Annotated in this window: 20 protein-coding genes; 17 read left to right on the forward strand and 3 right to left on the reverse strand. The window is 70.8% G+C overall.

Going from position 1 to position 21,898, the window contains the following annotated elements; all coding sequences use genetic code 11:
• The first annotated feature begins 78 nt into the window (after nt 1–78).
• The 12 genes from ACFWVE_RS12755 to ACFWVE_RS12810 all read left to right on the forward strand — a co-directional run bounded on the left by ACFWVE_RS12755 (nt 79) and on the right by ACFWVE_RS12810 (nt 12,665).
• Nucleotides 79–387, forward strand: coding sequence for an ArsR/SmtB family transcription factor (locus ACFWVE_RS12755; RefSeq protein WP_384011962.1), 309 nt, complete (start codon nt 79–81; stop codon nt 385–387).
• Nucleotides 384–1,493, forward strand: coding sequence for an ACR3 family arsenite efflux transporter (gene arsB, locus ACFWVE_RS12760; protein ID WP_384011967.1), 1,110 nt, complete (start codon nt 384–386; stop codon nt 1,491–1,493). Before ACFWVE_RS12755 ends, arsB begins: the two co-directional genes overlap by 4 nt.
• The gene (locus ACFWVE_RS12765) at nt 1,493–2,569 is read left to right on the forward strand and encodes an ArsO family NAD(P)H-dependent flavin-containing monooxygenase (protein ID WP_384011970.1); all 1,077 of its coding nucleotides are present in this window, start codon (nt 1,493–1,495) and stop codon (nt 2,567–2,569) included. Before arsB ends, ACFWVE_RS12765 begins: the two co-directional genes overlap by 1 nt.
• Before the next feature lie 1,099 nt (nt 2,570–3,668).
• The gene (locus ACFWVE_RS12770; RefSeq protein WP_384011973.1) at nt 3,669–4,064 is read left to right on the forward strand and encodes a peptidase inhibitor family I36 protein; all 396 of its coding nucleotides are present in this window, start codon (nt 3,669–3,671) and stop codon (nt 4,062–4,064) included.
• Nucleotides 4,065–4,120: 56 nt separating this feature from the next.
• Nucleotides 4,121–5,383 carry an MFS transporter gene (locus ACFWVE_RS12775; RefSeq protein WP_384011977.1) on the forward strand — a complete coding sequence of 421 codons (1,263 nt, stop codon included), beginning with the start codon at nt 4,121–4,123 and terminating at the stop codon, nt 5,381–5,383.
• Nucleotides 5,384–5,390: 7 nt separating this feature from the next.
• Nucleotides 5,391–6,566 (forward strand): radical SAM protein, encoded by a 1,176-nt coding sequence (locus ACFWVE_RS12780; RefSeq protein ID WP_384011981.1) that lies wholly within the window; start codon nt 5,391–5,393, stop codon nt 6,564–6,566.
• 6 nt (nt 6,567–6,572) lie between these two features.
• On the forward strand, nt 6,573–6,848 hold the full coding sequence (locus ACFWVE_RS12785; protein WP_384011984.1) for an acyl carrier protein: 276 nt from the start codon (nt 6,573–6,575) through the stop codon (nt 6,846–6,848).
• 29 nt (nt 6,849–6,877) lie between these two features.
• Nucleotides 6,878–8,152, forward strand: a complete 1,275-nt coding sequence (locus ACFWVE_RS12790; protein ID WP_384011986.1) for a hypothetical protein — start codon at nt 6,878–6,880, stop codon at nt 8,150–8,152.
• Nucleotides 8,149–9,165, forward strand: a complete 1,017-nt coding sequence (locus ACFWVE_RS12795) for a Gfo/Idh/MocA family protein (RefSeq protein WP_384011989.1) — start codon at nt 8,149–8,151, stop codon at nt 9,163–9,165. The genes ACFWVE_RS12790 and ACFWVE_RS12795 overlap by 4 nt, the downstream gene beginning before the upstream one ends.
• Nucleotides 9,155–10,186, forward strand: a complete 1,032-nt coding sequence (locus ACFWVE_RS12800) for a phosphotransferase family protein (RefSeq protein WP_384011992.1) — start codon at nt 9,155–9,157, stop codon at nt 10,184–10,186. Before ACFWVE_RS12795 ends, ACFWVE_RS12800 begins: the two co-directional genes overlap by 11 nt.
• Nucleotides 10,183–11,280 (forward strand): hypothetical protein, encoded by a 1,098-nt coding sequence (locus ACFWVE_RS12805; protein WP_384011995.1) that lies wholly within the window; start codon nt 10,183–10,185, stop codon nt 11,278–11,280. The genes ACFWVE_RS12800 and ACFWVE_RS12805 overlap by 4 nt, the downstream gene beginning before the upstream one ends.
• Nucleotides 11,268–12,665, forward strand: a complete 1,398-nt coding sequence (locus ACFWVE_RS12810) for a condensation domain-containing protein (protein ID WP_384011998.1) — start codon at nt 11,268–11,270, stop codon at nt 12,663–12,665. The genes ACFWVE_RS12805 and ACFWVE_RS12810 overlap by 13 nt, the downstream gene beginning before the upstream one ends.
• Nucleotides 12,666–13,255: 590 nt before the next feature.
• Here ACFWVE_RS12810 and ACFWVE_RS12815 read toward each other — a convergent pair.
• Nucleotides 13,256–14,614 (reverse strand): M6 family metalloprotease domain-containing protein, encoded by a 1,359-nt coding sequence (locus ACFWVE_RS12815; RefSeq protein ID WP_384012001.1) that lies wholly within the window; start codon nt 14,612–14,614, stop codon nt 13,256–13,258.
• 295 nt (nt 14,615–14,909) lie between these two features.
• Here ACFWVE_RS12815 and ACFWVE_RS12820 point away from each other — a divergent pair, with 295 nt between their 5' ends.
• Together ACFWVE_RS12820 and ACFWVE_RS12825 are read left to right on the forward strand one after the other, a co-directional pair.
• Nucleotides 14,910–15,554: a TetR/AcrR family transcriptional regulator gene (locus tag ACFWVE_RS12820; protein ID WP_384012004.1), complete on the forward strand. Its 645-nt coding sequence runs from the start codon at nt 14,910–14,912 to the stop codon at nt 15,552–15,554.
• A gap of 185 nt (nt 15,555–15,739) precedes the next feature.
• Nucleotides 15,740–17,278, forward strand: a complete 1,539-nt coding sequence (locus ACFWVE_RS12825; protein WP_384012006.1) for an MFS transporter — start codon at nt 15,740–15,742, stop codon at nt 17,276–17,278.
• 83 nt (nt 17,279–17,361) lie between these two features.
• Here the strand turns inward: ACFWVE_RS12825 and ACFWVE_RS12830 are convergent, their stop codons facing one another.
• Entirely contained in the window at nt 17,362–17,907 is a 546-nt protein-coding gene (locus tag ACFWVE_RS12830) for a MarR family winged helix-turn-helix transcriptional regulator (protein ID WP_384012009.1), read from the reverse strand.
• 139 nt (nt 17,908–18,046) lie between these two features.
• Between ACFWVE_RS12830 and ACFWVE_RS12835 the strand changes: the two genes are divergently transcribed.
• A complete protein-coding gene (locus tag ACFWVE_RS12835) occupies nt 18,047–18,832 on the forward strand; it encodes a dioxygenase (protein WP_384012012.1) in 786 nt (261 codons plus the stop codon).
• A 66-nt stretch (nt 18,833–18,898) separates the two neighbouring features.
• Here ACFWVE_RS12835 and ACFWVE_RS12840 read toward each other — a convergent pair whose 3' ends face one another.
• The gene (locus tag ACFWVE_RS12840) at nt 18,899–19,480 is read right to left on the reverse strand and encodes a GNAT family N-acetyltransferase (protein WP_384012015.1); all 582 of its coding nucleotides are present in this window, start codon (nt 19,478–19,480) and stop codon (nt 18,899–18,901) included.
• 202 nt (nt 19,481–19,682) lie between these two features.
• On the opposite strand from ACFWVE_RS12840, the gene ACFWVE_RS12845 reads away from it, so the two are divergent.
• Both ACFWVE_RS12845 and ACFWVE_RS12850 read left to right on the forward strand, forming a co-directional pair.
• Complete coding sequence (locus ACFWVE_RS12845; protein ID WP_384012017.1) at nt 19,683–20,681, forward strand: RNA polymerase sigma factor RpoD/SigA; 999 nt, start codon at nt 19,683–19,685, stop codon at nt 20,679–20,681.
• A 426-nt stretch (nt 20,682–21,107) separates the two neighbouring features.
• Nucleotides 21,108–21,749 carry a TetR/AcrR family transcriptional regulator gene (locus ACFWVE_RS12850; RefSeq protein ID WP_384012096.1) on the forward strand — a complete coding sequence of 214 codons (642 nt, stop codon included), beginning with the start codon at nt 21,108–21,110 and terminating at the stop codon, nt 21,747–21,749.
• The last annotated feature ends 149 nt before the right edge of the window (nt 21,750–21,898 follow it).

Consider the following 21,898-nt stretch of genomic DNA (forward strand, 5'->3'; position numbering starts at 1 on the left):
TCTTGTCTCACGGGATCGGGTGCACGTGAGGTCGGCACCCGGTGGTGTCAGCCACCACTGATGTGAGAGTATCAGTCCATGATGACGTCAGTCGACACTGATCTGATCCGGGTTCTGGCCGACCCGCTCAGGCTCCGAATCGTGACCCTGCTCGCCCAAGAGACGCTGTGCACCTCCCACCTGGTGGAGGAGACCGGTGCCCGGCAGACCAACCTCTCCAACCATCTGCGGGTGCTGCGCGAGGCCGGGGTGGTCGAGACGGAGCCGTGCGGCCGGTTCACCTACTACAAGCTGCGCCCCGAAGTCATCGCCACGCTTGCCGGTCAGTTCACCGACCTGGCCGAGTCCGCCCGTACCGCCGCCGAGAACAAGAGGGCCTGTCCGTGACCCGTACCGAAGCACCCGCGACCACCGGCGTGGAAACGTCGATCGCCGCGAAGATGTCGACACTCGACCGCTTCCTCGCCGTATGGATCCTCCTCGCCATGGCCCTCGGCCTCGGCCTCGGCCGCGCCATTCCGGGACTGAACGACGCCCTGGCGAAGGTGGAGATCGGCGGCATCTCGCTGCCCATCGCCGTCGGCCTGCTGATCATGATGTACCCGGTCCTGGCCAAGGTCCGCTACGACAAGCTCGACGCCGTCACCGGCGACCGGAAGCTGATGATCTCCTCACTGGTCGTCAACTGGGTGGCCGGCCCGGCGGTCATGTTCGCCCTCGCCTGGATCTTCCTGCCCGACCTGCCCGAGTACCGCACCGGCCTGATCATCGTCGGCCTGGCCCGCTGCATCGCCATGGTCATCATCTGGAACGACCTGGCTTGCGGCGACCGCGAGGCCGCCGCCGTCCTGGTCGCCCTCAACTCGGTCTTCCAGGTCCTGGCCTTCGGCCTGCTCGGCTGGTTCTACCTCGACCTGCTGCCCGGCTGGCTGGGCCTCGGCGACGGCGAGAACCTCGACATCTCGATGTGGAAGATCGCCCTGAACGTCGTCGTCTTCCTCGGCGTCCCGCTGCTGGCCGGGTTCCTCACCCGCCGCATCGGCGAGAAGAAGCTCGGCCGCGAGAGGTACGAGAACGGCTTCCTGCCGAAGATCGGTCCCTGGGGGCTGTACGGCCTGCTCTTCACGATCGTCATCCTCTTCGCCCTGCAGGGGAAGACCATCACCTCGCAGCCGCTGGACGTCGCCCGCATCGCGCTGCCCCTGCTGGTCTACTTCGCCGTGATGTGGTTCGGCACCTTCGCCCTCGGCAAGGCGATCGGCCTCGCCTACGACCGGACCACCACCCTCGCCTTCACCGCGGCGGGCAACAACTTCGAACTGGCCATCGCGGTCGCCATCGCCACCTTCGGCGTCACGTCCGGCCAGGCCCTGTCCGGTGTCGTCGGCCCGCTCATCGAAGTGCCGGTGCTGGTCGGCCTGGTCTACGTGTCCCTGGCCTGGCGCAAGAAGTTCACCGCGTCCGCACTGACCACCGACGGAGGGCGCCTCTGATGCTCCGCCCCGCGACACGGGCATGCGACGTGGTGGTGATCGGCGGCGGCCAGGCCGGGCTCGCCGCCGGTTACCACCTGCGCCGCCTGGGCGTGGACTTCGTCATCCTCGACGCCCAGTCCGCGCCGGGCGGCGCCTGGCAGCACACCTGGGAGTCCCTGCGGCTGTTCTCCCCGGCCGCGTACTCCTCCCTGCCGGGGCGGCCGATGCCCCTTCAAGCAGGGGAGACGTACCCGGACGCACACCATGTGGCCGGATACCTCACCGAGTACGAGCAGCGGTACGCACTTCCAGTGCGCCGCCCCGTACGCGTCCTGGGCGTTCACCGGGACGGCGCATACCTGCGCGTCGAGACGGACTCGGGTACCTGGCACACCCGGGCCGTCGTCAGCGCCACCGGCACCTGGTGGCGCCCCTTCCTGCCCGCCGTCGCCGGCCGCTCGGACTTCCGCGGACGGCAGTTGCACACCGTCGACTACCGCAGCCCGCGCGACTTCGCCGGACAGCATGTCGTGGTGGTCGGCGGCGGCAACTCCGGCGCGCAGATCGCCGCCGACCTCGCCCGCGACACCGAACTCACCTGGGTGACCCAGCGCCCGCCCCGCTTCCTCGCCGACGACATCGACGGCCGCGCCCTGTTCGACGCGGCCACCGCCCGCCGCCGCGCCCTCGACGAGGGGCGCACCGACACCGGCGGCGTCGCCTCGCTGGGGGACATCGTCGCCGTACCGCCCGTCCGCGAGGCCCGGGACGCCGAGCTGCTCAAGGCATCCCCGATGTTCGTACGCCTCGACCGCGACGGCGCCGTGTGGGCCGACGGAACGCGAGCATCGGTGGACGCGGTCATCTGGTGCACGGGCTTCCGCCCTGCCCTCTCGCACCTGGCACCCCTGGGACTGCGCGGCCCACGCGGCCACATCCCCACAGCAGGCACACGGGCCCTGGGCGAGCCACGCCTGCACCTGCTCGGCTACGGCGACTGGACCGGCCCCGCCTCCGCCACGCTCATCGGCGTCGGACGGCCTGCCCGCGACGCGGCCCGGGAAATCGCCGAACTCCTCAAGGACGCAGGCTGATCCGCGGGCTCCGGTCCACGGGTGTGAAGCCGGCCGCAGGAGCGGCTGAGCTGAATCCGGCGCCGGGTGAGATGAAGAAGACGTGCCGGGCCGTTTCCGAAGGGGACGGCCCGGCAGCCGGCGCGGCGTAGATCCCGTCGGCCGTCTGTCCGTCGGACGACCGACCGCGGGGCAACGGTGATGCGGGCCGACTGTTGGTACCGGCTCGCCGGCCGCGCTCCTGTCGGCTGCGGCGAATCGGTACGGCTGTCCCCTCTCGAGCCTCTCTCGAGCCCCTCTCGAGGAATGCGCACGCCGGGGTCAAGGGGATCCCGTAGGGGGTCTCGGCCGACCCTCATGGAATTTATCAAGCGTAACCGAAAAGCAGGCGCGCCACACAAAGGCACGGTCCCAGCTCTTCTGTCTCCTCTATGTAGAGGAGGTCGTGCGGGAGTTTCTTTTAAAGGGGGGCACCTCAAGCGCGGTGGGAGCGGGTAAGCCGCCGCTCGTGATGATTCGCCATGGCTAAGAACGTAGGTGTTCCGGCAGAATTTCACAACATCTTTCACGCCACCTTCGCCATGGGTGATTCATCCCCTTGTTGCGGTTTTTTTGGGGGCGTCCGCCGGGGCGCTCTTCAGGGCCTCGGTAGGACGCCGTCCATGGTGTTGCGGAAGTATCTGCAGTTCGGAGTGGGGATGGTCATGTGTTCCTCCTTCTGTCGACGGGCCGGCGAGGGCGTCGACAGAAGTTGACCGAGCGGCGTCATGAGAGCGCTCTCCGAGGCGATATCCGAACACATGCAATCAACTTGGACGTAATGGCGCTTTGTTGTTCCGGTGGCATGCCGAGAGTCCTCCTCTTTCCTCTTCGTAGGTGTGCTGTTGACATGAGAAAGTCGGCACGCTTCACTTTCGTGAGGTGGAAAGCGGGCACCCGCCTTTTCCGCCGGCGGGTCACGGCGGGATCTACGGCCGACCCCGCGTGCGCCCGCTTCGCGGGCTCGGACATCCGGCTGCCATCGACCACTCCACTCCACTCCATTCCGAAACGGCGCGTCGCGTTTCCGTGCCGATTCGGTCGAACCAGCGGACAAACCAACGGACGAGGGGAAATCAGTATGTTCAAGAGCAGCATGGGCAACGGGGCGCGCTCAGGTCGTGCCCTGGTCGGCGTCGCCACTTTGGCCGGACTTCTCTGGGCCGCGCCCGGGGTGGCGCACGCCGACACCGAGGAAGACCCCGGGACGGCGTGTCCTTTCAGCCGCACACTGTGCCTGTTCGACAGCGCCGACTACTCGGGAGACCGGTTCACGGTGCAGTCCCTCGACCCGTCCGCGAGCGTCTGCGTCGACCTGGTGGAGCACGGTTGGGGCGACAGGGCCCGCTCGGCCGTGAACACGGCGACGCAACCCGCCTCTCTCTACCCCAATCCGGACTGCACAGGCAGGGGAGTGAGCGTCACGGGCGCGACGCCCTCGCTGCCGTTCCAGCCGCAGAGCGTGCGGGTCTCCTGAGCCGACGTCCCGCCCGGCCCGCGGACCCCCCCGGAACGAAAGGCGAACGCCCCGTCATGAGGAGAGCTCCCGGGCGTGACTTCGGACTGCGCAGGTTCGTCGTCGCCCGAGCGCTCTCCCGGGCCGGCGACGCGGTCTTCCCCATCGGGCTCGCCGCCGCGATGGTCCAGCAGGGCTTCGGCGCCTCCGGCATCGGTGTGGTCATGGGTGCCTCCCTGGCGCCCGTAGTACTGCTGCTGCCGTTCGGAGGAGTGATCCTCGATCACTTCAACGCCAGGACCCCCATGGTCGTCGCCGACGTGGTCCGCACCGTGCTCCAAGGGCTGCTGGCGGTACTGCTCCTGACCGGGCGTCCGTCCCTGTGGCAGATCCTGGTGCTGTCGCTGGGCTCGGGGGCGGCGCAGGCGTTCTTCCAGCCGGGAGTCGCCGGCATGCTGCGACAGCTGGCGCCGGAGCGGCTGCGGCAGGCGAACGCGACGATCCGCACGGTGGAGTCAGTGGTGTCGCTCGCCGCGCCCGCCCTGGCCGGGGTGGTCATCGCCGTCGCGGACGCCGCGGTCGTCATCGTCCTGGACGCCTGCACGTTCGCCGCGAGTGCCTGGCTGATAGCCCGCATCCGGTTGAAGAACACGGACCCCGTCGAGACCATGCCGAGAGTCTGGAAGGAACTGCGGGAGGGATGGAACGAGTTCACGGCCCGGCCGTGGCTGTGGTCCGTGGTGTCGGTCTTCTCGTTGTTCGGTCTGGTGGTGTTCGGCCCGTTCGACGTGCTGAAGGCCATCGTGCTCATCGACCGGTTCGGCGCCTCGGCCTATGCCTGGCTGATGTCGGCCTTCAGCCTGGGCGCCGTCCTCGGCGGGCTGCTCGCCCTGTGGACCGCGTCCGGCCGGCCTCTACGGACAGGGCTGCTGGCGCTGCTCGGCTTCGCCCCGCTCCCGGTGGTGATCAGTTTCGACCTGCCGGTGGCCGTGGTGGCAGCGGCCATGGTGGCGGGCGGTGCCGCCAACGCCTACTGGGCAGTGGTGTGGGCGACCTCGGTGCAGTCGCACGCGCCGCCGCACGCGCTGAGCCGCATCCACGCCTACGACGTGATCGGCTCCATCGGCCTCATGCCCGCGGGCCGGGCGCTCACCGGAGCGGCCACGGCCTGGGCGGGCGCGGCGACCGTCCTGCTCACGTCCTCCGCGGCTCTGCTCGTGGGCTGTGCCGCGCTGCTGCTGGTCCCCGCCGTACGCACCCTGCCGGCCGTGCAGCAGCCACGGAGACGGAGCGGTCCGGCCAGACCGGCCGTCGGCACCCGACAAGCCCGCGAGACCTAGGAGCAGCATGCACCCTCGAACGAGCCGCACGCTCACCGCCAAGGAGTTCTCCGACATCAAGCACACGGTGTCGATCCGGTCCCAGTCGCGGGCGCGACTGCGCCGGGACGCGGGGTACGCCTCGGACGTCCCCCGCGAGGTCAGCCTGCAGCTCACCTACAAGTGCAACCTCCGCTGCACGCACTGCTACCAGTGGAACGAGCAGGGCTTCTTCCGTGACTGGGGGATCGACAAGCAGCGGACCGAACTCGACCTGTCCGTCGTCGAGGACGTGCTGGAAGCCACCGCGCCGGTGCGCGGCAAGCTCTTCCTGTGGGGCGGCGAGCCCCTGATGCACAGCAGGTTCACCGATGTGTCGCGCCTGATCGAGCGCTTCCCCCGCACCGTCAACATGTGCACCAACGGTCTGCTGTTCCAGCGCCGGATGGACGACCTGCTGCGGATCGGGCAGGACCTCAACCTGCTGGTCAGCCTGGACGGTCTCGGTGCGGATCACGAGGAACTGCGCGGCAGGGGCACGTTCGAGCGCACCACGCGCAACATCGAGACGATGCTCGACCTCAAGCGCAAGGGTGAGTTCCGCGGTGAGCTCTCCCTGTCCTGCATGGTCTCGCACGTGACGGTGCACCGGATGTACGAGTTCATGGAGTGGGCCGAGGAACTGGACGTCAACACCGTCTACTTCCAGTTCCCCTGGTACATCAGCCCCGAGGTCGCGCAGGCGATGGACTCCGTCTACCGCGAGCATTTCGCGTGGCTGACACCCGAGACCGGCACCGCGCGCCCCACCTGGCACTCGTACACGTACCAGCTGCCTCCCGAACTGCTGCCCGCGCTGCGCGACTCCATGGCGCGGCTGGCCGGCCGGGTCTGGCGCCCCCGGGTGCGCTACCAACCGCAGCTGGAGCCGGACGAAGTCGAGTCGTTCATCCTCGGCACCTCCCGGCCGGCGCAGCGACGCACCCGCTGCCTCGCCGTGACCAACCGGATGGAGGTGCACGCCGACGGCAACGTCAGTTCGTGCAAGTTCTTTCCGGAATTCGTGGTGGGCAACCTCTACCGGCACTCGACGGCGGACCTGTGGCAGAGCGAGCGGTTCCGCCGGGTCCGGTCCGTCCTCGCCGAGACCGGCATGATGCCGGTCTGCTCCAAGTGCATCCTTCTCTACCTGAACGGAGTGTGACGCCCCATGAGCAGCGCTGCCCAGGTCACCGAGCTGGAATCCCGCGTGCGGAACGTGCTCGTGGAGGTACTGGAGGGCAAGGCCCTGCCGGAGCAGATCACGACGGACGCGGACATGGTCCGGGACCTCGGTCTGGACTCCCTGCAGGCCATCCAGTTCCTGCTGCGGGTCGAGGACGAGTTCGACGTCGAGCTGGACTACGAGAACCTGCGCCTCGACCACCTGAGGTCGGTGCGGTTCTTCACCACCGAGGTCCTCACGCGGCTGGTGCGCGAGCAGTGAGCCGCGCGTGCCCGCCCAGTGGCGGGGCCGTGTACTTCGGGTCCTTCGACGCCGAACGTCGCTGGCGCCCGGACGGCCTCGCGTCCCTGCCGGTGCTCGCCGATCCGGCGGCCGACCGTCTCGTGGCCTGCATGGACGAGGCACTGTTCGCCGCTGCCGCCCCGGGCGATCTGCTGATCACCCGGGGGGCGGTCGGCGAGGCTCACCGCCGGGCCCTGGAGGCCGCGGGGTTCGGATGCGCGTATCGCCACGCGGGTGACCCGGACGGTGCCGCCGACGTGGAGAACCGGCTCCTCACCAGCCCCGAACTCCTGCGCACGATGAGCGAGTACCGACACCTGCGCCCCTACGCGGTCCTTCCCGCGACCGCCGAACTCGCCGTACTCACCGGGCACGCGGACGCCGCAGCGCGCGAGGAGACCGTGGTCCGGGTCAACGGCAAGGCGTGGTCCAGCCGCCTGTCCGCCCGCCACGGGCTGGCGGGCGCCGGTCACGTCGTCCGCTCGGCGGCGGAGCTGGACGCCGCGGTGCGGACCGCCGCCGACCGGGGCCATCCGGCCGTCCTCGTCAAGGACACCTACGGGGTGGCCGGCCGGGGCACCCTCGAGGTGACCTCGGACAGGCGACTGGCCAGGCTGACCAAGTACCTGCGCGGTCAGGAGGAACGGGGGCTGCGCGTCGAGCTCGTGGTGCAGCCGCGCTACGACCGCGTCGCGGACTTCTCCAGCCACCTGCACCTCGACCGTGACGGCTCCTGGCGGCTGCTCGGTGTGCAGGGCCTGGTCAACGCCGGCTACCGCCACGAGATGTCCGGGCCGGCGCCCCGCACTCTCACGAGTGCGCTGCGGCACCCCGCCCACCCGGACGTGCTGGAGACCGTGGCCCGCGAACTGGCGGGGGAGGGCTACTTCGGCCCCGTGTGCCTGGACTCCATGGTGCTCCGGGACGGGACCTGGGTCCCCGTTCTGGAGGTGAACGCCCGTATGTCCATGGGCGGTCTGAACCTTCGACTCGACGAGCGCGTGCGGGAGCACGGGCTGCGCAGCCATCTGTGGCAGGAGGACGTGGCCGTTGTGGCCGGCTTCACCGTGGACCACTTCCTGGAGGCGCTGCGCGCGGAGGGACTGCTCTACGGGGGTGGGGGCGCACCCGGTGTCCTGCCCCTGGTGGGCGGTTCGCTCGTGGCCCCCCGAGGGCGTCTGATCTGCGCGGCCTTCTGCCCGCCGGAGGCGTTCGCCCGCCTGCGGACGCGCACCCGGTCCGCCGCCGAGTCGGCCGGTGTCGTTCTCGCGGGGGCGGCATGACCTGGGGCATCGGCCTGATCGGAGCCACCGGCATCGCCGTGCGCGCGGTGATCGCCCCGAGCCGGGAACGAGGCGACATCACCGTGCGGGCCGTGGCGGCGTCCGACGGGGACCGTGCTTCGGCGTTCGGACAACAACACGGGGTCAGGGTGCTGCCGAGCTACGAGGACGTGGTGACGGCACCGGACGTCGACATCGTCTACGTCTCGCTGCACAATTCCGCGCATGCCCGCTGGGCCCGGCGGGCCGTCGCCGAGGGGAAGACAGTGCTCGTCGAGAAGCCCCTGTGCCTGGACCTCGCGGAGTGCGACGCGTTGCGGGACGCCGAACGTCTCGGCGGCGGGCAGGCTCTGGAGGCGCTTCCCACCCTCCGCCACCCCTGGCACGACGTCGTACGGCACATGCTGGACGCGGGCCGGTTCGGCCTGCTCCACGGCGTGCACAGCCGTTTCGACTTCAGGCCACCCGCCTTCGGCGGCTACCGCCTGCGGCCCGAGCTGGGCGGCGGCATCTTCCTCGACTCGGCGAGCTACTGGCTCCAGGCGCTCCAGGACACCGTCGGACTGCCTTCGTCCGGCGGCACCGGCACGGCGTGGTGCGCGGAACCCCACGGCGTCGACCACGCCTTCGAGGCGGAGCTGCCCCTGCCGGGTGCGGCGACGGCCACCCTGTCGTGCTCCTTCGCCGCACGTCACACCGCTGAGCACGTCTTCGAGTTCGCCGAGGCGCGCGTCCGCGTCCGCGGTGTCCTGCTGCCCGCCGCGGGCGCGGTGCCGCTGAACGTCGCCGTGCGCACCACGACGGGCCGCACGGAGGTCACGCGCACGGAGCCGGTGTCGTACTACGAACAGCAACTCGGCCGCGTCGCCGACCTGGTGAGCGGCCGGGCCGGGCACTGGGGCGCCCAGTCCGCGGTGGCCCGGCCCAGAATCGTCACGATGGAGCACCTTCACCGGACGGCACGACGTGAGGTCGCGCCGGTATCTTCGACAGGGAGCGCACATGAGTCCTGAGGACCTCGCCCCGGAGGCCGCCGCCCTGCTCGCGTCGGTCTCGATCACACCGGCGGACGTGGCGGAGTGCGCGCCGCTGACCGGGGGCACGTACAACTCCCTGCTGCGCGTGGTGCTCCGGGACGGCCGCCGGTGGGTCGTGAAGCGTCCGCCGTCCGCGGGCAGCGGGCCGACGGGCAGCGGGTCGACGCTGCGGTACGAGCACAATCTGCTGCACGGTGAGACCGAGTACTACGGAGCGGTGCGGGACGTTCCGGGCGTACCGGTGCCCCGACTGATCCACGCGGAGTCCGACGGCGAGCCGCCCGTCGTGTCGGGTCTCGTCATGACCGAATGCCCCGGCGTCCCGTGGCACGAGGCCGACGCGTCCCTGACGCCCGGTGAACGGGCGAGGCTGCGTGAGGAGCTGGGCGGGATCGTCGCCCGGCTGCACACCGTGACGGGGCCGGAGTTCGGTTACCCCGCCCGGCCCTTCGGCCCGCCGGCCGCCGACTGGGGGCGCACCTTCACCGCCATGACCACCGCCGTCCTGGACGACGCGGTGCACTACGGCGCACACCTGCCCCGGCCCGTGGCACGGGTGCGTGAGGTGCTCGCCGCAGCCGCAGACGTGCTGGCCGACGTGACCCGTCCCGTCCTGGTCCACTTCGACCTGTGGCAGGGGAACCTGCTGATCGACGGCGCCCCGGGGGCCAGGACCCTCAGCGGAGTGATCGACGCGGAGCGGATGTTCTGGGGCGATCCGGTCGCCGAGTTCGTCTCCCTCGCGCTGTTCGGCGACATCGAACAGGACGACGCCTTCCTGACCGGGTACGCGGCAGCCGGGGGGAATGCGACGTTCACCGACTCCGTACGCCTGCGTCTGCACCTGTACCGCTGCTACCTGTACCTGATCATGCTGGTGGAGGTGGTGCCCCGGCGCTCCTCCCCCGAACAGCGGGCCTGGACCCGGCAGCACGTCGGAGGTCACCTGGTGGCGGGCCTCGACGCGGTGGCGTCCGCCCTGGCCGGCCGGCCGTGATCGCGATACTGACCTCGGGTGTCGCCCTCGGCGTCCACGTACCGGGTCTGCTGCTCGCCTCCCGCCTCGGGGAACGCGGAGCGGAGGCCGTCGTGGAGGTGATCGAGCGGCTGCTTCCCGACGACCGGCTCCGCATGATCGAGGCTTCCCGCAGCCTGTTCCACCGGGACTTCCGCGCAGCCAGGGCGGGACAGCGCCTCGCCGCCGACCCGGCCCGGGCCGTCGACGACGCGGCGCTCGTGGCGCTGCACCGGCGCTGGACGGGACTCGGCGTGCGGCGCGTGGTGGTGTTCTCGGGTTTCTGGCTGGGGGTGCTGGAACGACTGTCCGTGCTGGGGCTGCGGCTGCCGGAGGTGACCATCTGCCACGTCGACTCCGTGGAGTCCCCTTCGTTCCGCCGTGCCGGCCCCGTGGCGGCCGGCACGCAGGTGGTCCGGCTCGCATCGGCGGCCGGTGGCGATCTGCCCTGCACGATCCCGGTCACGCACCGGTCACCTGTGCTGTGGGACGAACGCGACGGGCGGCTCCTCGCCCACGGCGGCGGCTGGGGCATGGGCACCTACCGGCAGCGCGCGGCGGACCTCTCCGCCGAAGGGCACGTTCTCGACCTCGTCGTCCACGAGCCGCAGGAGGCCGCGTCCGCGCCCGCGGGAACGCGCGCGTACCTGATGGACCCGTCCTGGCACCCGTGGCACGACGACGGCTACCCGCCGCTGGGCCTCCTCGCACCGGGGCAGGACCCCGGCACGGTGGAATTCCGGCGCGGCACCGCTCACCACTCCTCCTTCGACCTGGCCCGCGAGGCGACAGCCATGGTCAGCAAGCCCGGCGGCGGTACCCTCCTGGATTCCCTGTGGTCCGCCACGCCCCTCGTCCTGCTCGAACCCTCGGGGCAGCACGAGGAGCACAACGCCCGCCTCTGGTGCGACCTGGGCTTCGGCGTCCGCTACGAGCAGTGGCGGGAGGCCGGTTTCGATCCCGAGTACCTGCGGCCACGGCACGAGGCTCTGCTCGCGGCCGTCGCGGGACCGGCGCGCCCGCGCGACGTGGTGGAGGCGCTCTGCGCCCGGAAAGGATCCTCATGTACGCGATGAAACTGGTCGAAGCCGATCGCGGGACGGCGCTGCGGGCGTCCTTCACCCAGGAGGAACGGCTGTCCGCCGGGCGGGACGTGCACCTCCAGAACAACGTCCTGACGTTCGGCTGTCTCGTCGAAGGCACGCTGGACACGGGACGGCTCCGGCAGGCGTATCTGGCGCTCCGGCAACGTCACGAGAGCTTGCGCCTCGTCTTCCCCCGGCGCCCCGGGGGAGCGGCGGATGCCGCGGAGCTGCGCGCACCCGGGGACGCGGGCTTCCACGTCGTCGACGCCGGCTCCGACGACCCCTCCGCCGGCCTCCGGAGGGCCCGGGCCCTGGTCGCCGAGGCCGCCGAGGTGCCGTTCGACCTGGCGAACGGCCCGCTCGTCCGGTTGCTCTGTGTGCGGATCTCTCCGGCTCTGCACGTCGTGGGATGCGTGGTCGACCACATCGTCGTCGACGGTGAGTCCTGCCGGATCATGGCCGAGGACCTGTTCAAACTCTATGCGGCGGATACGGCGGATACGGCGGACACCGCCGTTCTGCCCGCCGTCGGCACACAGTTCCTCGACTTCGCCCATTCCGAGCGCCTCCACCTGCGGGGGCCGACCCTCGACAGGCTTTTGTCGTACTGGCGCCGCAAACTCGACGGAGTCGGGGCGATTCCGCCCTCCCATCTGCGTGATCCCGACGCGGGCGACGCGGCCCGGCCGGCATCGGGCCGTCGGCTCCTGGTGCGCCGGGCCACGATCGGACCGGCGTCGTGCGGCCGGCTGCGCCAGGCCGCGCGGGGACATCACGTGACCCTGACGGCGGTGTTCGCCGCGGCTCTGAAGGACGGCGTGCGCCGGCGCCGGCTGGCCCTCGGCATGAACCCGGGCCAGGCCGGCGACGTGGCCGTCATGGGCTCGATCGGCAACCGCCACCGCGACGGCCTGCGGCACTCGGTCGGCTACTTCGCCACGCCGTGCGTTCTGCGCACCGACCTGGGGGACGCGCCGCCCTTCACCGAGCTCGTACGGCGCGAGACCGGAACGCTTCTCGGCACGCTGCGGCACCAGGAGCTGCCGCACGCCCTGATGACGCGGGAACTCGACCCGGAGCGCTACGGCGTGCGCCACCGGGGCGACCCCGGCGCGGTGCCGGAGTACGTCAACTTCGACGTGTCGGAGGCCGGGTCCGGCTGGTCGTTCGCCGACGAGACCCTGCGGGTGACGATGATCCGGATCCCACGCAACGAGGTGCCCCGAGGAGGGGTGCGGTTGCTCGTGCGGGACGAGGGGGACCGCCTCCTGGTGGAACTGCGCACGGACGACTCCCGGTTCGGGCCGCGCTGGGCGGACACCTTCCTGGCCGACTGTCTGGCCCCGGTCAAGGCGTTCACGGAGAAGGCCACGTGAGCGGGACCCGCCAGGTGACATCCCGTACGTACCCGCCAGGACACCCCGGCCCCCGGGAACAGCCGCGACGACCGCCGACCTCGGCCCCGGCCCACCCCCGCGTACCATCAGCCGATCCGCCGGACCGGTGAAATCCTCACCCGTGATCGGCGGGGCGGCGGACCCGCACCGTCCGTTACCGCGGTGACCCGACGACTTCACCGGGAGGCCGCCCCGCGGACCGGTCGGCGTACCGGACCCGTCCGGCCGGCGCGGCCGGCAGGATGGTGGCCACCACGATCGAGCCCAGAGCGGCGCGCAGACCGACCGCGCCGCTCTTTCGCGATCACCGACCTTCGCCGATCCGAAGCCGGGCGACCGCCCTGTTCCCGGGTGATCCGCCGCAGCGCTCCTTTGCGCGTTTCCCGCTTGTCCGCTGCCGACACCCTTCTCAGCGAAGGGAGCCGCGATGCCGCTCACGGCGAGTCTTCTGCCCGGTCGTCATCGTGCCCGAGCCGACGCGCACCGCGGCAGCCGCCTGACCGGCACCGGCCGCCGACTCTGCCGACCGGACTCTGCCGACCGGACTCTGCCGGCCGGCGGGTTCCGGCTCAGGTCCGGGTGATCCGCACCCGGTACACCGGTATGGCCGGCTTCGAGGCCGGAGCCGGCCTTGCGGCCAGGTCCGTGTCCGCATCGGGGTCCGGCCCCGGACCCGAGCCCTTCGTCTTCAGCACCGTCACCCGGATTCCCGCCCTGCGGTCGACGAAGGTCTCGCCGGGAGTGAGGGGGGCGTCGGAGAGTTCGGCGTGGACGTTGGGGCTGCGGGTGCAACCGCCGCTCTCCTGGCGGGAGTCGAAGACCGTGATCGGTCCCATGCCGGTGTCGACGTCCGCGTCGACCTTGTAGACGAGGATGCCGGGGCGGCACACCGCCTCGTCGTTTCCGGCGCGGGTGCGGAACTCGACGGCGTATCCGGACCGTGCGTCCAGCGGGAGGAAGACGAGCTTGGGGCCGCCCCGCTCGGCCAGCGGCGTCAGGGCGTACTCCTGGGTGCCCGTGCCCGCCGCGCAGTGCACCTGGGGCGTGTCCAGCCAGCCCAGTTTCCACTTGTGCCAGCCGAGCAGGTCGTTGTTGGCGCCCCAGTCCTCGCTCATGATGTCCCAGTGGCCCACGGCCCCGCCGCCCTCGGCGGTGTAGAGGTCGGGCAGGCCGAAGACGTGGCCGTTCTCGTGCGGGAGGACGCGGTAGCCGGTGCGGTCCAGGGCGCCGGAGCCGTCGTCCTGGCGGGAGTAGACGAACGACGCGTTGGCGACGGGGACGCCGTCCGCGGTCGGGGCCTCCGCGTTGCCGGCGAAGGTGACGGACAGGACCGTGTCCAGGGCGGAGGGGCCCGCGTTCGGGGTCACCAGTATGTTCACCAGGTCGTACGCGCGGAAGTCCACCCTCGGGTCCGCCGCGGCCACGATGTCGTCGACCAGCTCGCGGTAGCCGGGGTCGAAGGGGGCGCCGCGCTCTATGCCGTACTCCCGGAACGACCTGGGCATCCGCAGCCAGTCCGGGACCGGGATCTCGGGGCGGTAGTCGAGGCGGCCGTACGAGCTGGTGCGGAACCACTGCTGGGTCTGCGGGAAGAACTCCCGGTAACGGTCGAGGGCCCTGCCCTCGCCGGGGGCGTCCGAGAAGTCGACCATGAGGGTGAGGGCGCGGACGGTGCCGGTGGAGCGGGCGTACCCGGCGATCGTGGGGATGCCCTCCGACATCTGGACCTCGCGGGCGCTGCCGATCATGCAGGGGCCGTGCGCGGAGGAGCGGGACAGGGCGCTCGGTCCGGCACCGGGGGCCGAGAGGTACGGGGAGAGGCGGCCGTTGCCGGCCGAGGGAGCGAGGGCGAGGGTCAGGGCGGTCACGGATGCCAGGGCGGCCAGTCGGCGCGGGGATATCCGGCTGCCGGTCGACTGCGGCTGCATGCGGGGAACCTCCGCTCCACACGGCAGCCCCCGGTCTCCGGCTGCACCCTCTTGATCACCCTCTGCCGAGGGGTGCGCGGGCGCGCGCTGGAGGGGCCGATCGTGCGAGGGCTCCGACGGACCCGCGGGAAATGTGGCTCAGGTCACAGAAGAAGCCGCCATGGGAGGGAAATAACCGGGGACTGCTTCCCCGTTTAGACCCTGTGTTCGCGCGAAACGGGGACTTCCTCCCCGGATCGCGACGGCAGCACCAGCAGCAGGACCAACGGCAGTAACAGCGACCTGGGAGTACATCGTGCAGACCGCCGCTTCCGCACCGCACAAGGTGTCCCGGCCCCGCGCCGATGCCTTGCGCAACCGGGAACGGATCGTCACCGCCGCCCGGGAGATGTTCGTCGAGTGCGGCGCCGACGTGCCCTTCGACGAGATCGCCCGCCGGGCCGGCGTGGGCAATGCCACGGTGTACCGCAACTTCCCCGACCGCGAGGCGCTGGTGCGTGAGGTCGTGTGCTCCGTGATGGACCGTACGTCGGAGGCGGCCGAGCAGCTGCTCGGCGGGGCCGGGGATGCCTTCGAGGCGCTGGAGCGGTTCGCGCACACCGCCGCCGAGGAGCGGATCGGCGCGCTGTGTCCGATGCTCTCCACCGCCTTCGACCAGCACCACCCCGATCTGGAGGCCGCGCGCGTACGCCTCGAGGCGCTCGTCGTACGGATGATGGGCCGCGCCAAGGCGGCCGGTCAGCTCCGCGACGACGTGGACTTCGGTGATCTGCTGGTCGGCATCACCCAGCTCAGCCGGCCTCCGGCCGGCACGGGATGCATGAACGCCGACCGGTTCGTCCACCGCCATCTTCAGCTGTTCCTGGACGGAATGCGGGCCCCGGCCCGCGGTTTCCTGCCGGGCGCGGCCGTCACCGTGGAGGACCTGCGCGCGAACTGAACGATCCGCTGAACGACGTGAGCGGTCCGAACGATCCGGACGATCCCTGACCAAGATCCAACCATCTCCGTAGACATCTCGGCGGCCGTCCCGTGGACGAGTCGTTCGCTGACGACACCGTTTTTTCGTCACAAACCCCGAACTCTTCCGTCATGAAGTCCCGAAGTCCCGAAGTGGGTACCCCCATGTCTGAAACAGCCTCAAAGGCTCCCGGCGTACCGGACGCCAACCGCTGGAAGGCGCTCGTCTTCATCGCGCTCGCCCAGCTGATGGTCGTCCTGGACGCCACCATCGTGAACATCGCCCTGCCCTCCGCCCAGCAGGACCTGGGCATCTCCGACGGCAACCGGCAGTGGGTCGTCACCGCCTACGCCCTCGCCTTCGGCGGACTGCTGCTCTTCGGCGGGCGGATAGCCGACCTGTGGGGCCGCAAGCGTGCCTTCGTGCTCGGTCTGGGCGGCTTCGCGGCGGCCTCCGCGCTGGGCGGCGCCGCCACCAACGAGGCCATGATGTTCGGCGCCCGTGCCCTGCAGGGTGTGTTCGGCGCACTGCTCGCGCCGGCCGCGCTGTCCCTGCTCGCGGTGATGTTCACCGACGGCAAGGAGCGCGCCAAGGCGTTCGGCATCTACGGTGCGATCGCCGGTGGCGGTGGTGCCGTCGGCCTGATCCTCGGCGGCTTCCTCACCGAGTACCTGAACTGGCGCTGGACGTTCTTCGTGAACATCCCGTTCGCCGTCGTCGCGGCGATCGGCGCGTACTTCGTCATCCGTGAGCCGCAGGGCGGCCGCAACCGTTCGCCGCTGGACATCCCCGGCGTGGTGCTGTCCACCCTCGGTCTGGTCGCGCTCGTCTACGGCTTCACCCGCGCCGAGTCCGAGGGCTGGAGCGACTCGCTGACGATCGGCATGTTCGTCGCGTCCGCCGTCCTGCTCCTGGCGTTCGTCGTGGTCGAGTCCAGGGTCGAGGCGCCGCTGCTGCCGCTGCGCGTGGTCACCGAACGCAACCGCGGCGGGGTCTACCTCTCGCTGGGCCTGGCGATCATCGCGATGTTCGGCCTGTTCCTCTTCCTCACGTACTACCTGCAGATCGTGCAGAACTACTCGCCGGTGAAGACCGGGTTCGCGTTCCTGCCGATGATCGTGGGCATGATCACGGGTTCCACCCAGATCGGTGCCCGGCTGATGACCCGGGTCGCCCCCCGGCTGCTGATGGGCCCCGGCTTCCTGGTCGCCGCTCTCGGCATGCTGGTGCTGACCCGGCTGGAGGTCGGCACCTCCTACACCTCCGTGCTGCTGCCCGGCATGCTGCTGCTCGGCCTCGGCATGGGTACGGCGTTCATGCCGGCCATGTCGCTGGCCACCCTGGGCATCGAGCCCCGGGACTCCGGTGTCGCCTCCGCGATGGTCAACACCTCGCAGCAGGTGGGCGGCGCGATCGGTACGGCCCTGCTGAACACGATCGCGGCCTCGGCCACCACGTCCTACATCGCCGACCACATCGGCGGAGCCACGAGCCGGCCCCAGCAGCAGCTGGTGCAGCTCGAGGGCATGGTGCAGGGCTACACCAGCGCGATCTGGTTCGCCGTCGGGATCCTCGTCGTGGCCGCGGCCATCGCCCTGACCTTCATCAACGCCGGCCGTCCGGGGACCACGGTCACCGGGTCCTCCGGCGAGGGCGCCGGGGTCGCCGAGGAGGACATGGCGGTGCCGGTCATCGCCCACTGACCGTCACCCCTTCGGGCCACCCGTACGGAGGAGGAGGGGACGCCTCGTCCGTACGGCTTCCAGGACCTGCCCCGGCTTCGCGCTCAGCGGAGCCAGGGCAGGTCCGCACCCGCTTCACTCGGCTGGAGTCCCTCGGCGACGATCTGCATGATCTCGCCGAGGGACTTCTGCTGTTCGGGGGTGAGCCGGTCGAGGAGCGCCTGCCGTACGGCCTCCACGTGACCCGGCGCGTTACGGCGCAGCACCTCGAAACCGTCGTCCGTCAGGACGGCGAACTGGCCCCGCTTGTCGGACGGACACTCCTCGCGGCGCACCCAGCCGTTCTTCTCCAGGCGGGCCACGGCGTGCGAGAGCCGGGAGCGGGTGATCTTCGCCAGCATCGCGAGCTCGGTCATCCGCAACCGCCGCTCCGGTGCCTCGGCGAGCTTGACCAGCAGGCCGTAGTAGAGGTGCGGCATGCCCGCGTCCCGCTGGAGCTGGCGGTCGAGGTGGTCCTCCAGGAGGGTGCTGGCCTCGATGTACGAGCGCCAGACGTGCTGTTCCTCGGTGCTGAGCCAACGGGGTTCGTCGGTGTCTGCCGGGCCGGGTGCCGGACCCGGTGCCGCTGTGGAAGTGGGTGCCGTCGTCATGCAGTCCACTCTACGACCCTTCTTCTTGAATGTTAAACAAAGTTGCGGTAGGGTCCGAGTTGAAGGTTGAGGATTCAAATAAAAGCTTCATCCGCCTCGCCGGCCGGATCCGCACCGATCGCCGAAAGGGGTCGCAGCCATGACCGCCGCCACTCAGGAACGCATGCCCGCGCTGTACCTCAGTCATGGCGCCCCGCCCCTGGCCGACGATCCCGTCTGGCCCGGTGAGCTGGCCGCCTGGTCCGCCGGCCTGCCCCGCCCGAAGGCGATCCTCGTCGTCTCCGCCCACTGGGAGGAGGCCCCGCTCGCCCTCGGCGCCACCGAGACGGTTCCGCTCGTCTACGACTTCTGGGGCTTCCCCGAGCACTACTACCAGGTGAAGTACGGCGCTCCCGGCGCCCCCGCGCTCGCCGACTCCGTACGCAAACTGCTGCGCGCCCCCGGCGTCCCCGTGCAGGACGTCCCCGACCGGGGACTGGACCACGGCGCCTACGTCCCGCTGGTCGAGATGTTCCCCGGGGCCGACATCCCGGTGCTCCAGGTCTCCATGCCGACCCTGGACCCGGTGAAGCTCATGGACATCGGGCGCAGGCTCGCCCCGCTGCGCGACGAGGGCGTGCTGATCATCGGCTCCGGGTTCTTCACCCACAACCTGGCCGCGCTGCGGCAGGGCGGCATCCCCAGGTGGTCCACCGAGTTCGACGACTGGGGGCACCGCGCGCTGAACGCCGGCGACGTGGACGGCCTGCTCGACTTCGCCCACAAGTCCCCGGCGGGCATGCTCGCCCACCCGCGCACCGAACACTTCGCACCGCTCTTCGTCACCATGGGCGCGGCCGACGCCGCCGGCGACCTGGACACGCAGCAGTCGGTGATCGACGGGTTCTGGCTGGGGCTGGCCAAGCGGTCGGTGCAGTTCGGCTGAGCTTTCCGGGGGCGCCGGCTCCCGGTACCCGGCTTCCGGTACCCGGCTTCCGGCGACCGCCGGCAGCTACAACTCCTTCTCGTACCAGGCCACGTCCCAGTAGCGGCCGAACTTGCGGCCCACCTCGCGGAACGTGCCCGTGTGCCGGAAACCGAAGCGCTGGTGCAGCCGCGTGGAGGCCTCGTTCGGCCGGGCGATGCCCGCGTAGGCGCGGTGCAGGTCCTCGCCCGCCAGGGCCTCGAACAGAGCCGTGTGGAGCAGGCTGCCGATTCCGCGGCCCCCGGCGTCCGGGGCGACGTGGACCGTCGTCTCCACCGACGTCGCGTAGGCGGGCTTCGCCCGGAAGGGGCTGGAGGTGGCGTGGCCGAGGATCCGCTCGGCGTCCGCGGCAGTGGTCGTTGCCGCGGCGGCTGCAGGCGTGGGGGTGGGGGTAGGCGTGGGGGTGGGCGTGGTCGTGGCAACCATCAGGCGGTACGTGCCGTCTACAGGGTGGGAGAGCAGCCACGGACGGCGCTCGTCAGGGGTGAGGACCGCGGTGTCGAAGGTGATGGGCGTCTCGCGCACGTACTGGCTGTACAGATCGGTGAGCGCTGTCAGATCGCCCTCGGCCCCTGGCCTGACCTGGGCCTTCGCGTAGTCCGACGACATCCGGACCCCCCCGTGGCCCGACAGGGTACTGCATGATCAGAAAATTCGGGGATCGGGTGGGAATTCTGTCCGGATTCCAGTCGTTGTTTCCAACAGATGCCGGGCACCCGAGCAGAGTCCGAAGTGAGAGACCGAGACCCTGACGCGCGTGCCAGGCATTCGCAGAACCGCCCGCTGACCTCATCATCGTAAGGGAGCAAGCATGGCAACCCGTGCCGTCGCCCGTCGTAAGTCCGCCTCCGGCGAGACGGCCGACTCGGCAAGCAGTGTTCGCGCCCATCGTGGCGAGATCGCCGATCGCGACCTGGTCGGCATGTACCTCGACGAGATCGCGCGCACGCCGCTGCTCGACGCCGCCAAGGAGGTCGAGCTGTCCCAGATCATCGAAGCGGGTGTGTTCGCGCGGCAGATCCTCGACGGCACCGAGGAGAACAAGGTGGGCGCCACCACCGAGGAACTCGAGGCGCTGTACGACGCGAGCGAACGGGCCAAGGACGTCTTCATCCGCTCCAACCTCCGCCTGGTCGTCGCGGTGGCCCGCCGCTACCCGCGCAGCGGCCTGCCCCTGCTCGACCTGATCCAGGAGGGCAACGCCGGCCTGGTGCGCGCGGTCGAGAAGTTCGACTACCGCAAGGGCTTCAAGTTCTCGACCTACGCCACCTGGTGGATCCGTCAGGCCATCACACGGTCGATAGCCGACCAGTCCCGCACCATCCGCCTGCCCGTCCACCTCGTGGAGGAACTGGGCCGGATCCGGCGCGTGCAGCGCGAGTTCAACCGTGAGCACGGGCGGGACCCGGAGCCCGGGGAGATCGCCGCCGAGCTCGATTCCACACCGGAGCGGGTGACGGACGTGCTCGACTGGGCCCGCGACCCGGTCTCGCTGAACATGGCGGTGGACGACGAGGGCGAGACCCAGTTCGGCGACCTCCTCGAGGACACCTCCGCGGTGTCGCCGGAGCAGTCGGTGCTGACGCTGCTGCGCAGCGAGGAACTGGACGACCTGATCGGCCGCCTCGACCAGCGCACGGCCTCGATCATCAAGATGCGCTACGGCATCGAGGACGGCAGGGAGCGCACCCTGACGGAGGTCGGCAAGCAGCACGGCCTGACCCGCGAGCGGATCCGTCAGATAGAGAAGCACGCGCTGATGGAACTGAAGAAGCTGGCCCGCGACACCGGGTTCGACGCGGCGGCGTAGGGCAGGCGCGGGGACCTGGGGGCGCCCGGTGGTGAAATACGGCGCAAACACGACGCCCTGACACTGCTTCAATCCGTTGGACCAGGGAACAAGAATGCAGAGCCCAGGAGTTACGGGGCCGGAAGATCCCGAAGTCCGGAGATCTCGGCCGCGGTCTCCTGGACGACTCCCCCGAGCCACGTCCCGTCGCACCACCCCCCGGCGCCGGGACTTCCCAAGCCGGGTTCGGCACCCTCCCCCCGGGTGCCGAACCCGGCTTCCCCCTGTGCGGGACAGGAAAGCGGGCCACCCCGAACCTGAACCCCGGGGTGGCCCACCAGATGGCAGATTGTGTCACATGGGCATAGCCTGCCGGGCGTGAACAGGAGCACCGTCCCGCCGTCTCCTTCGGTCTCGCTGACCGAGCGGCGCAAAGCCGAGACCCGTATGGAGATCGCCCGCGCGGCGGCCGGTCTCTTCGTCCGCCAGGGTCTGAAGGCCACCCGTGCCGAGGACATCGCGCAGGCGGCCGGCATCGCCCCGCGCACCTTCTACCGGTACTTCGCCGCCAAGGAAGAAGCCATCGCCCCGCTCTACGAGGCCGGCGCACGGCGCTGGGTGGAGGCGGTGCGGGCGGCGCCGCCCGGGACGTCCGTACCACAGGCCCTGGAGGACGCCGCGCGGTCCATGCTGAGGCCGGGCGCGGGGGTGTCGTCGGATTCCTGGGCGTGGGTGCGCACCCTGGTCCGGCTGGCCCACTCGAACCCCTCCCTGCGCAGGGTGTGGGCGGAGGTCTGCCAGACATCGGAGCGCGCGCTGGCGGAGGTGCTGGCGTCGCGGGTGCCGGCCGGCACGGCGGCCGACAACGATGCCGGGCACGCCGACGGCGCCGCCGGCGCCCGCAGTGCCGCCGCGGACGCGCGGCTGCGTTTCGCCGCCGCCGTTGCGATTGCCGCCATCCGCGCGGCCGTCGAGGGCTGGGCGGCGGGTGACGGTCCGAACGAGGGCCCGCAGGGGCCGGCGGAGCTGGCCGTGGCCAACCTCGCGACCCTGCGGCACTTCCCGTGGGACGACCTGACGGCTTCCTGATGCTCGCCGGCAGCTGCCCGCCCTCCTCGCGCTGCCCGCCCTCCTCGCGCTGCCCGAGTCGCCGGAGGAGGCGGACTCGCCGATGGTGGGGAGGGGCGGTTCGCACCCCTGTCCTGCCCGAACCCCGGCCGCCCTGGCCGAAGGGGAAA

It is taken from the genome of Streptomyces sp. NPDC058632, from assembly GCF_042717095.1.
In the GTDB taxonomy this organism is placed as follows: Bacteria; Actinomycetota; Actinomycetes; order Streptomycetales; family Streptomycetaceae; genus Streptomyces.

What these genes read in the sequence shown, in the direction of transcription:
- ACFWVE_RS12850 (WP_384012096.1), top strand. Translation starts at nt 21,108, where the DNA reads ATGGAGATCGCCCGCGCGGCGGCCGGTCTCTTCGTCCGCCAGGGTCTG.
- ACFWVE_RS12845 (WP_384012017.1), top strand. Translation starts at nt 19,683, where the DNA reads ATGGCAACCCGTGCCGTCGCCCGTCGTAAGTCCGCCTCCGGCGAGACG.
- ACFWVE_RS12840 (WP_384012015.1), bottom strand. Translation starts at nt 19,480, where the DNA reads ATGTCGTCGGACTACGCGAAGGCCCAGGTCAGGCCAGGGGCCGAGGGC.
- ACFWVE_RS12815 (WP_384012001.1), bottom strand. Translation starts at nt 14,614, where the DNA reads ATGCAGCCGCAGTCGACCGGCAGCCGGATATCCCCGCGCCGACTGGCC.
- ACFWVE_RS12830 (WP_384012009.1), bottom strand. Translation starts at nt 17,907, where the DNA reads ATGACGACGGCACCCACTTCCACAGCGGCACCGGGTCCGGCACCCGGC.
- ACFWVE_RS12780 (WP_384011981.1), top strand. Translation starts at nt 5,391, where the DNA reads ATGCACCCTCGAACGAGCCGCACGCTCACCGCCAAGGAGTTCTCCGAC.
- ACFWVE_RS12795 (WP_384011989.1), top strand. Translation starts at nt 8,149, where the DNA reads ATGACCTGGGGCATCGGCCTGATCGGAGCCACCGGCATCGCCGTGCGC.
- ACFWVE_RS12775 (WP_384011977.1), top strand. Translation starts at nt 4,121, where the DNA reads ATGAGGAGAGCTCCCGGGCGTGACTTCGGACTGCGCAGGTTCGTCGTC.
- ACFWVE_RS12825 (WP_384012006.1), top strand. Translation starts at nt 15,740, where the DNA reads ATGTCTGAAACAGCCTCAAAGGCTCCCGGCGTACCGGACGCCAACCGC.
- ACFWVE_RS12810 (WP_384011998.1), top strand. Translation starts at nt 11,268, where the DNA reads ATGTACGCGATGAAACTGGTCGAAGCCGATCGCGGGACGGCGCTGCGG.
- ACFWVE_RS12770 (WP_384011973.1), top strand. Translation starts at nt 3,669, where the DNA reads ATGTTCAAGAGCAGCATGGGCAACGGGGCGCGCTCAGGTCGTGCCCTG.
- ACFWVE_RS12835 (WP_384012012.1), top strand. Translation starts at nt 18,047, where the DNA reads ATGACCGCCGCCACTCAGGAACGCATGCCCGCGCTGTACCTCAGTCAT.
- ACFWVE_RS12785 (WP_384011984.1), top strand. Translation starts at nt 6,573, where the DNA reads ATGAGCAGCGCTGCCCAGGTCACCGAGCTGGAATCCCGCGTGCGGAAC.
- ACFWVE_RS12800 (WP_384011992.1), top strand. Translation starts at nt 9,155, where the DNA reads ATGAGTCCTGAGGACCTCGCCCCGGAGGCCGCCGCCCTGCTCGCGTCG.
- ACFWVE_RS12765 (WP_384011970.1), top strand. Translation starts at nt 1,493, where the DNA reads ATGCTCCGCCCCGCGACACGGGCATGCGACGTGGTGGTGATCGGCGGC.
- ACFWVE_RS12755 (WP_384011962.1), top strand. Translation starts at nt 79, where the DNA reads ATGATGACGTCAGTCGACACTGATCTGATCCGGGTTCTGGCCGACCCG.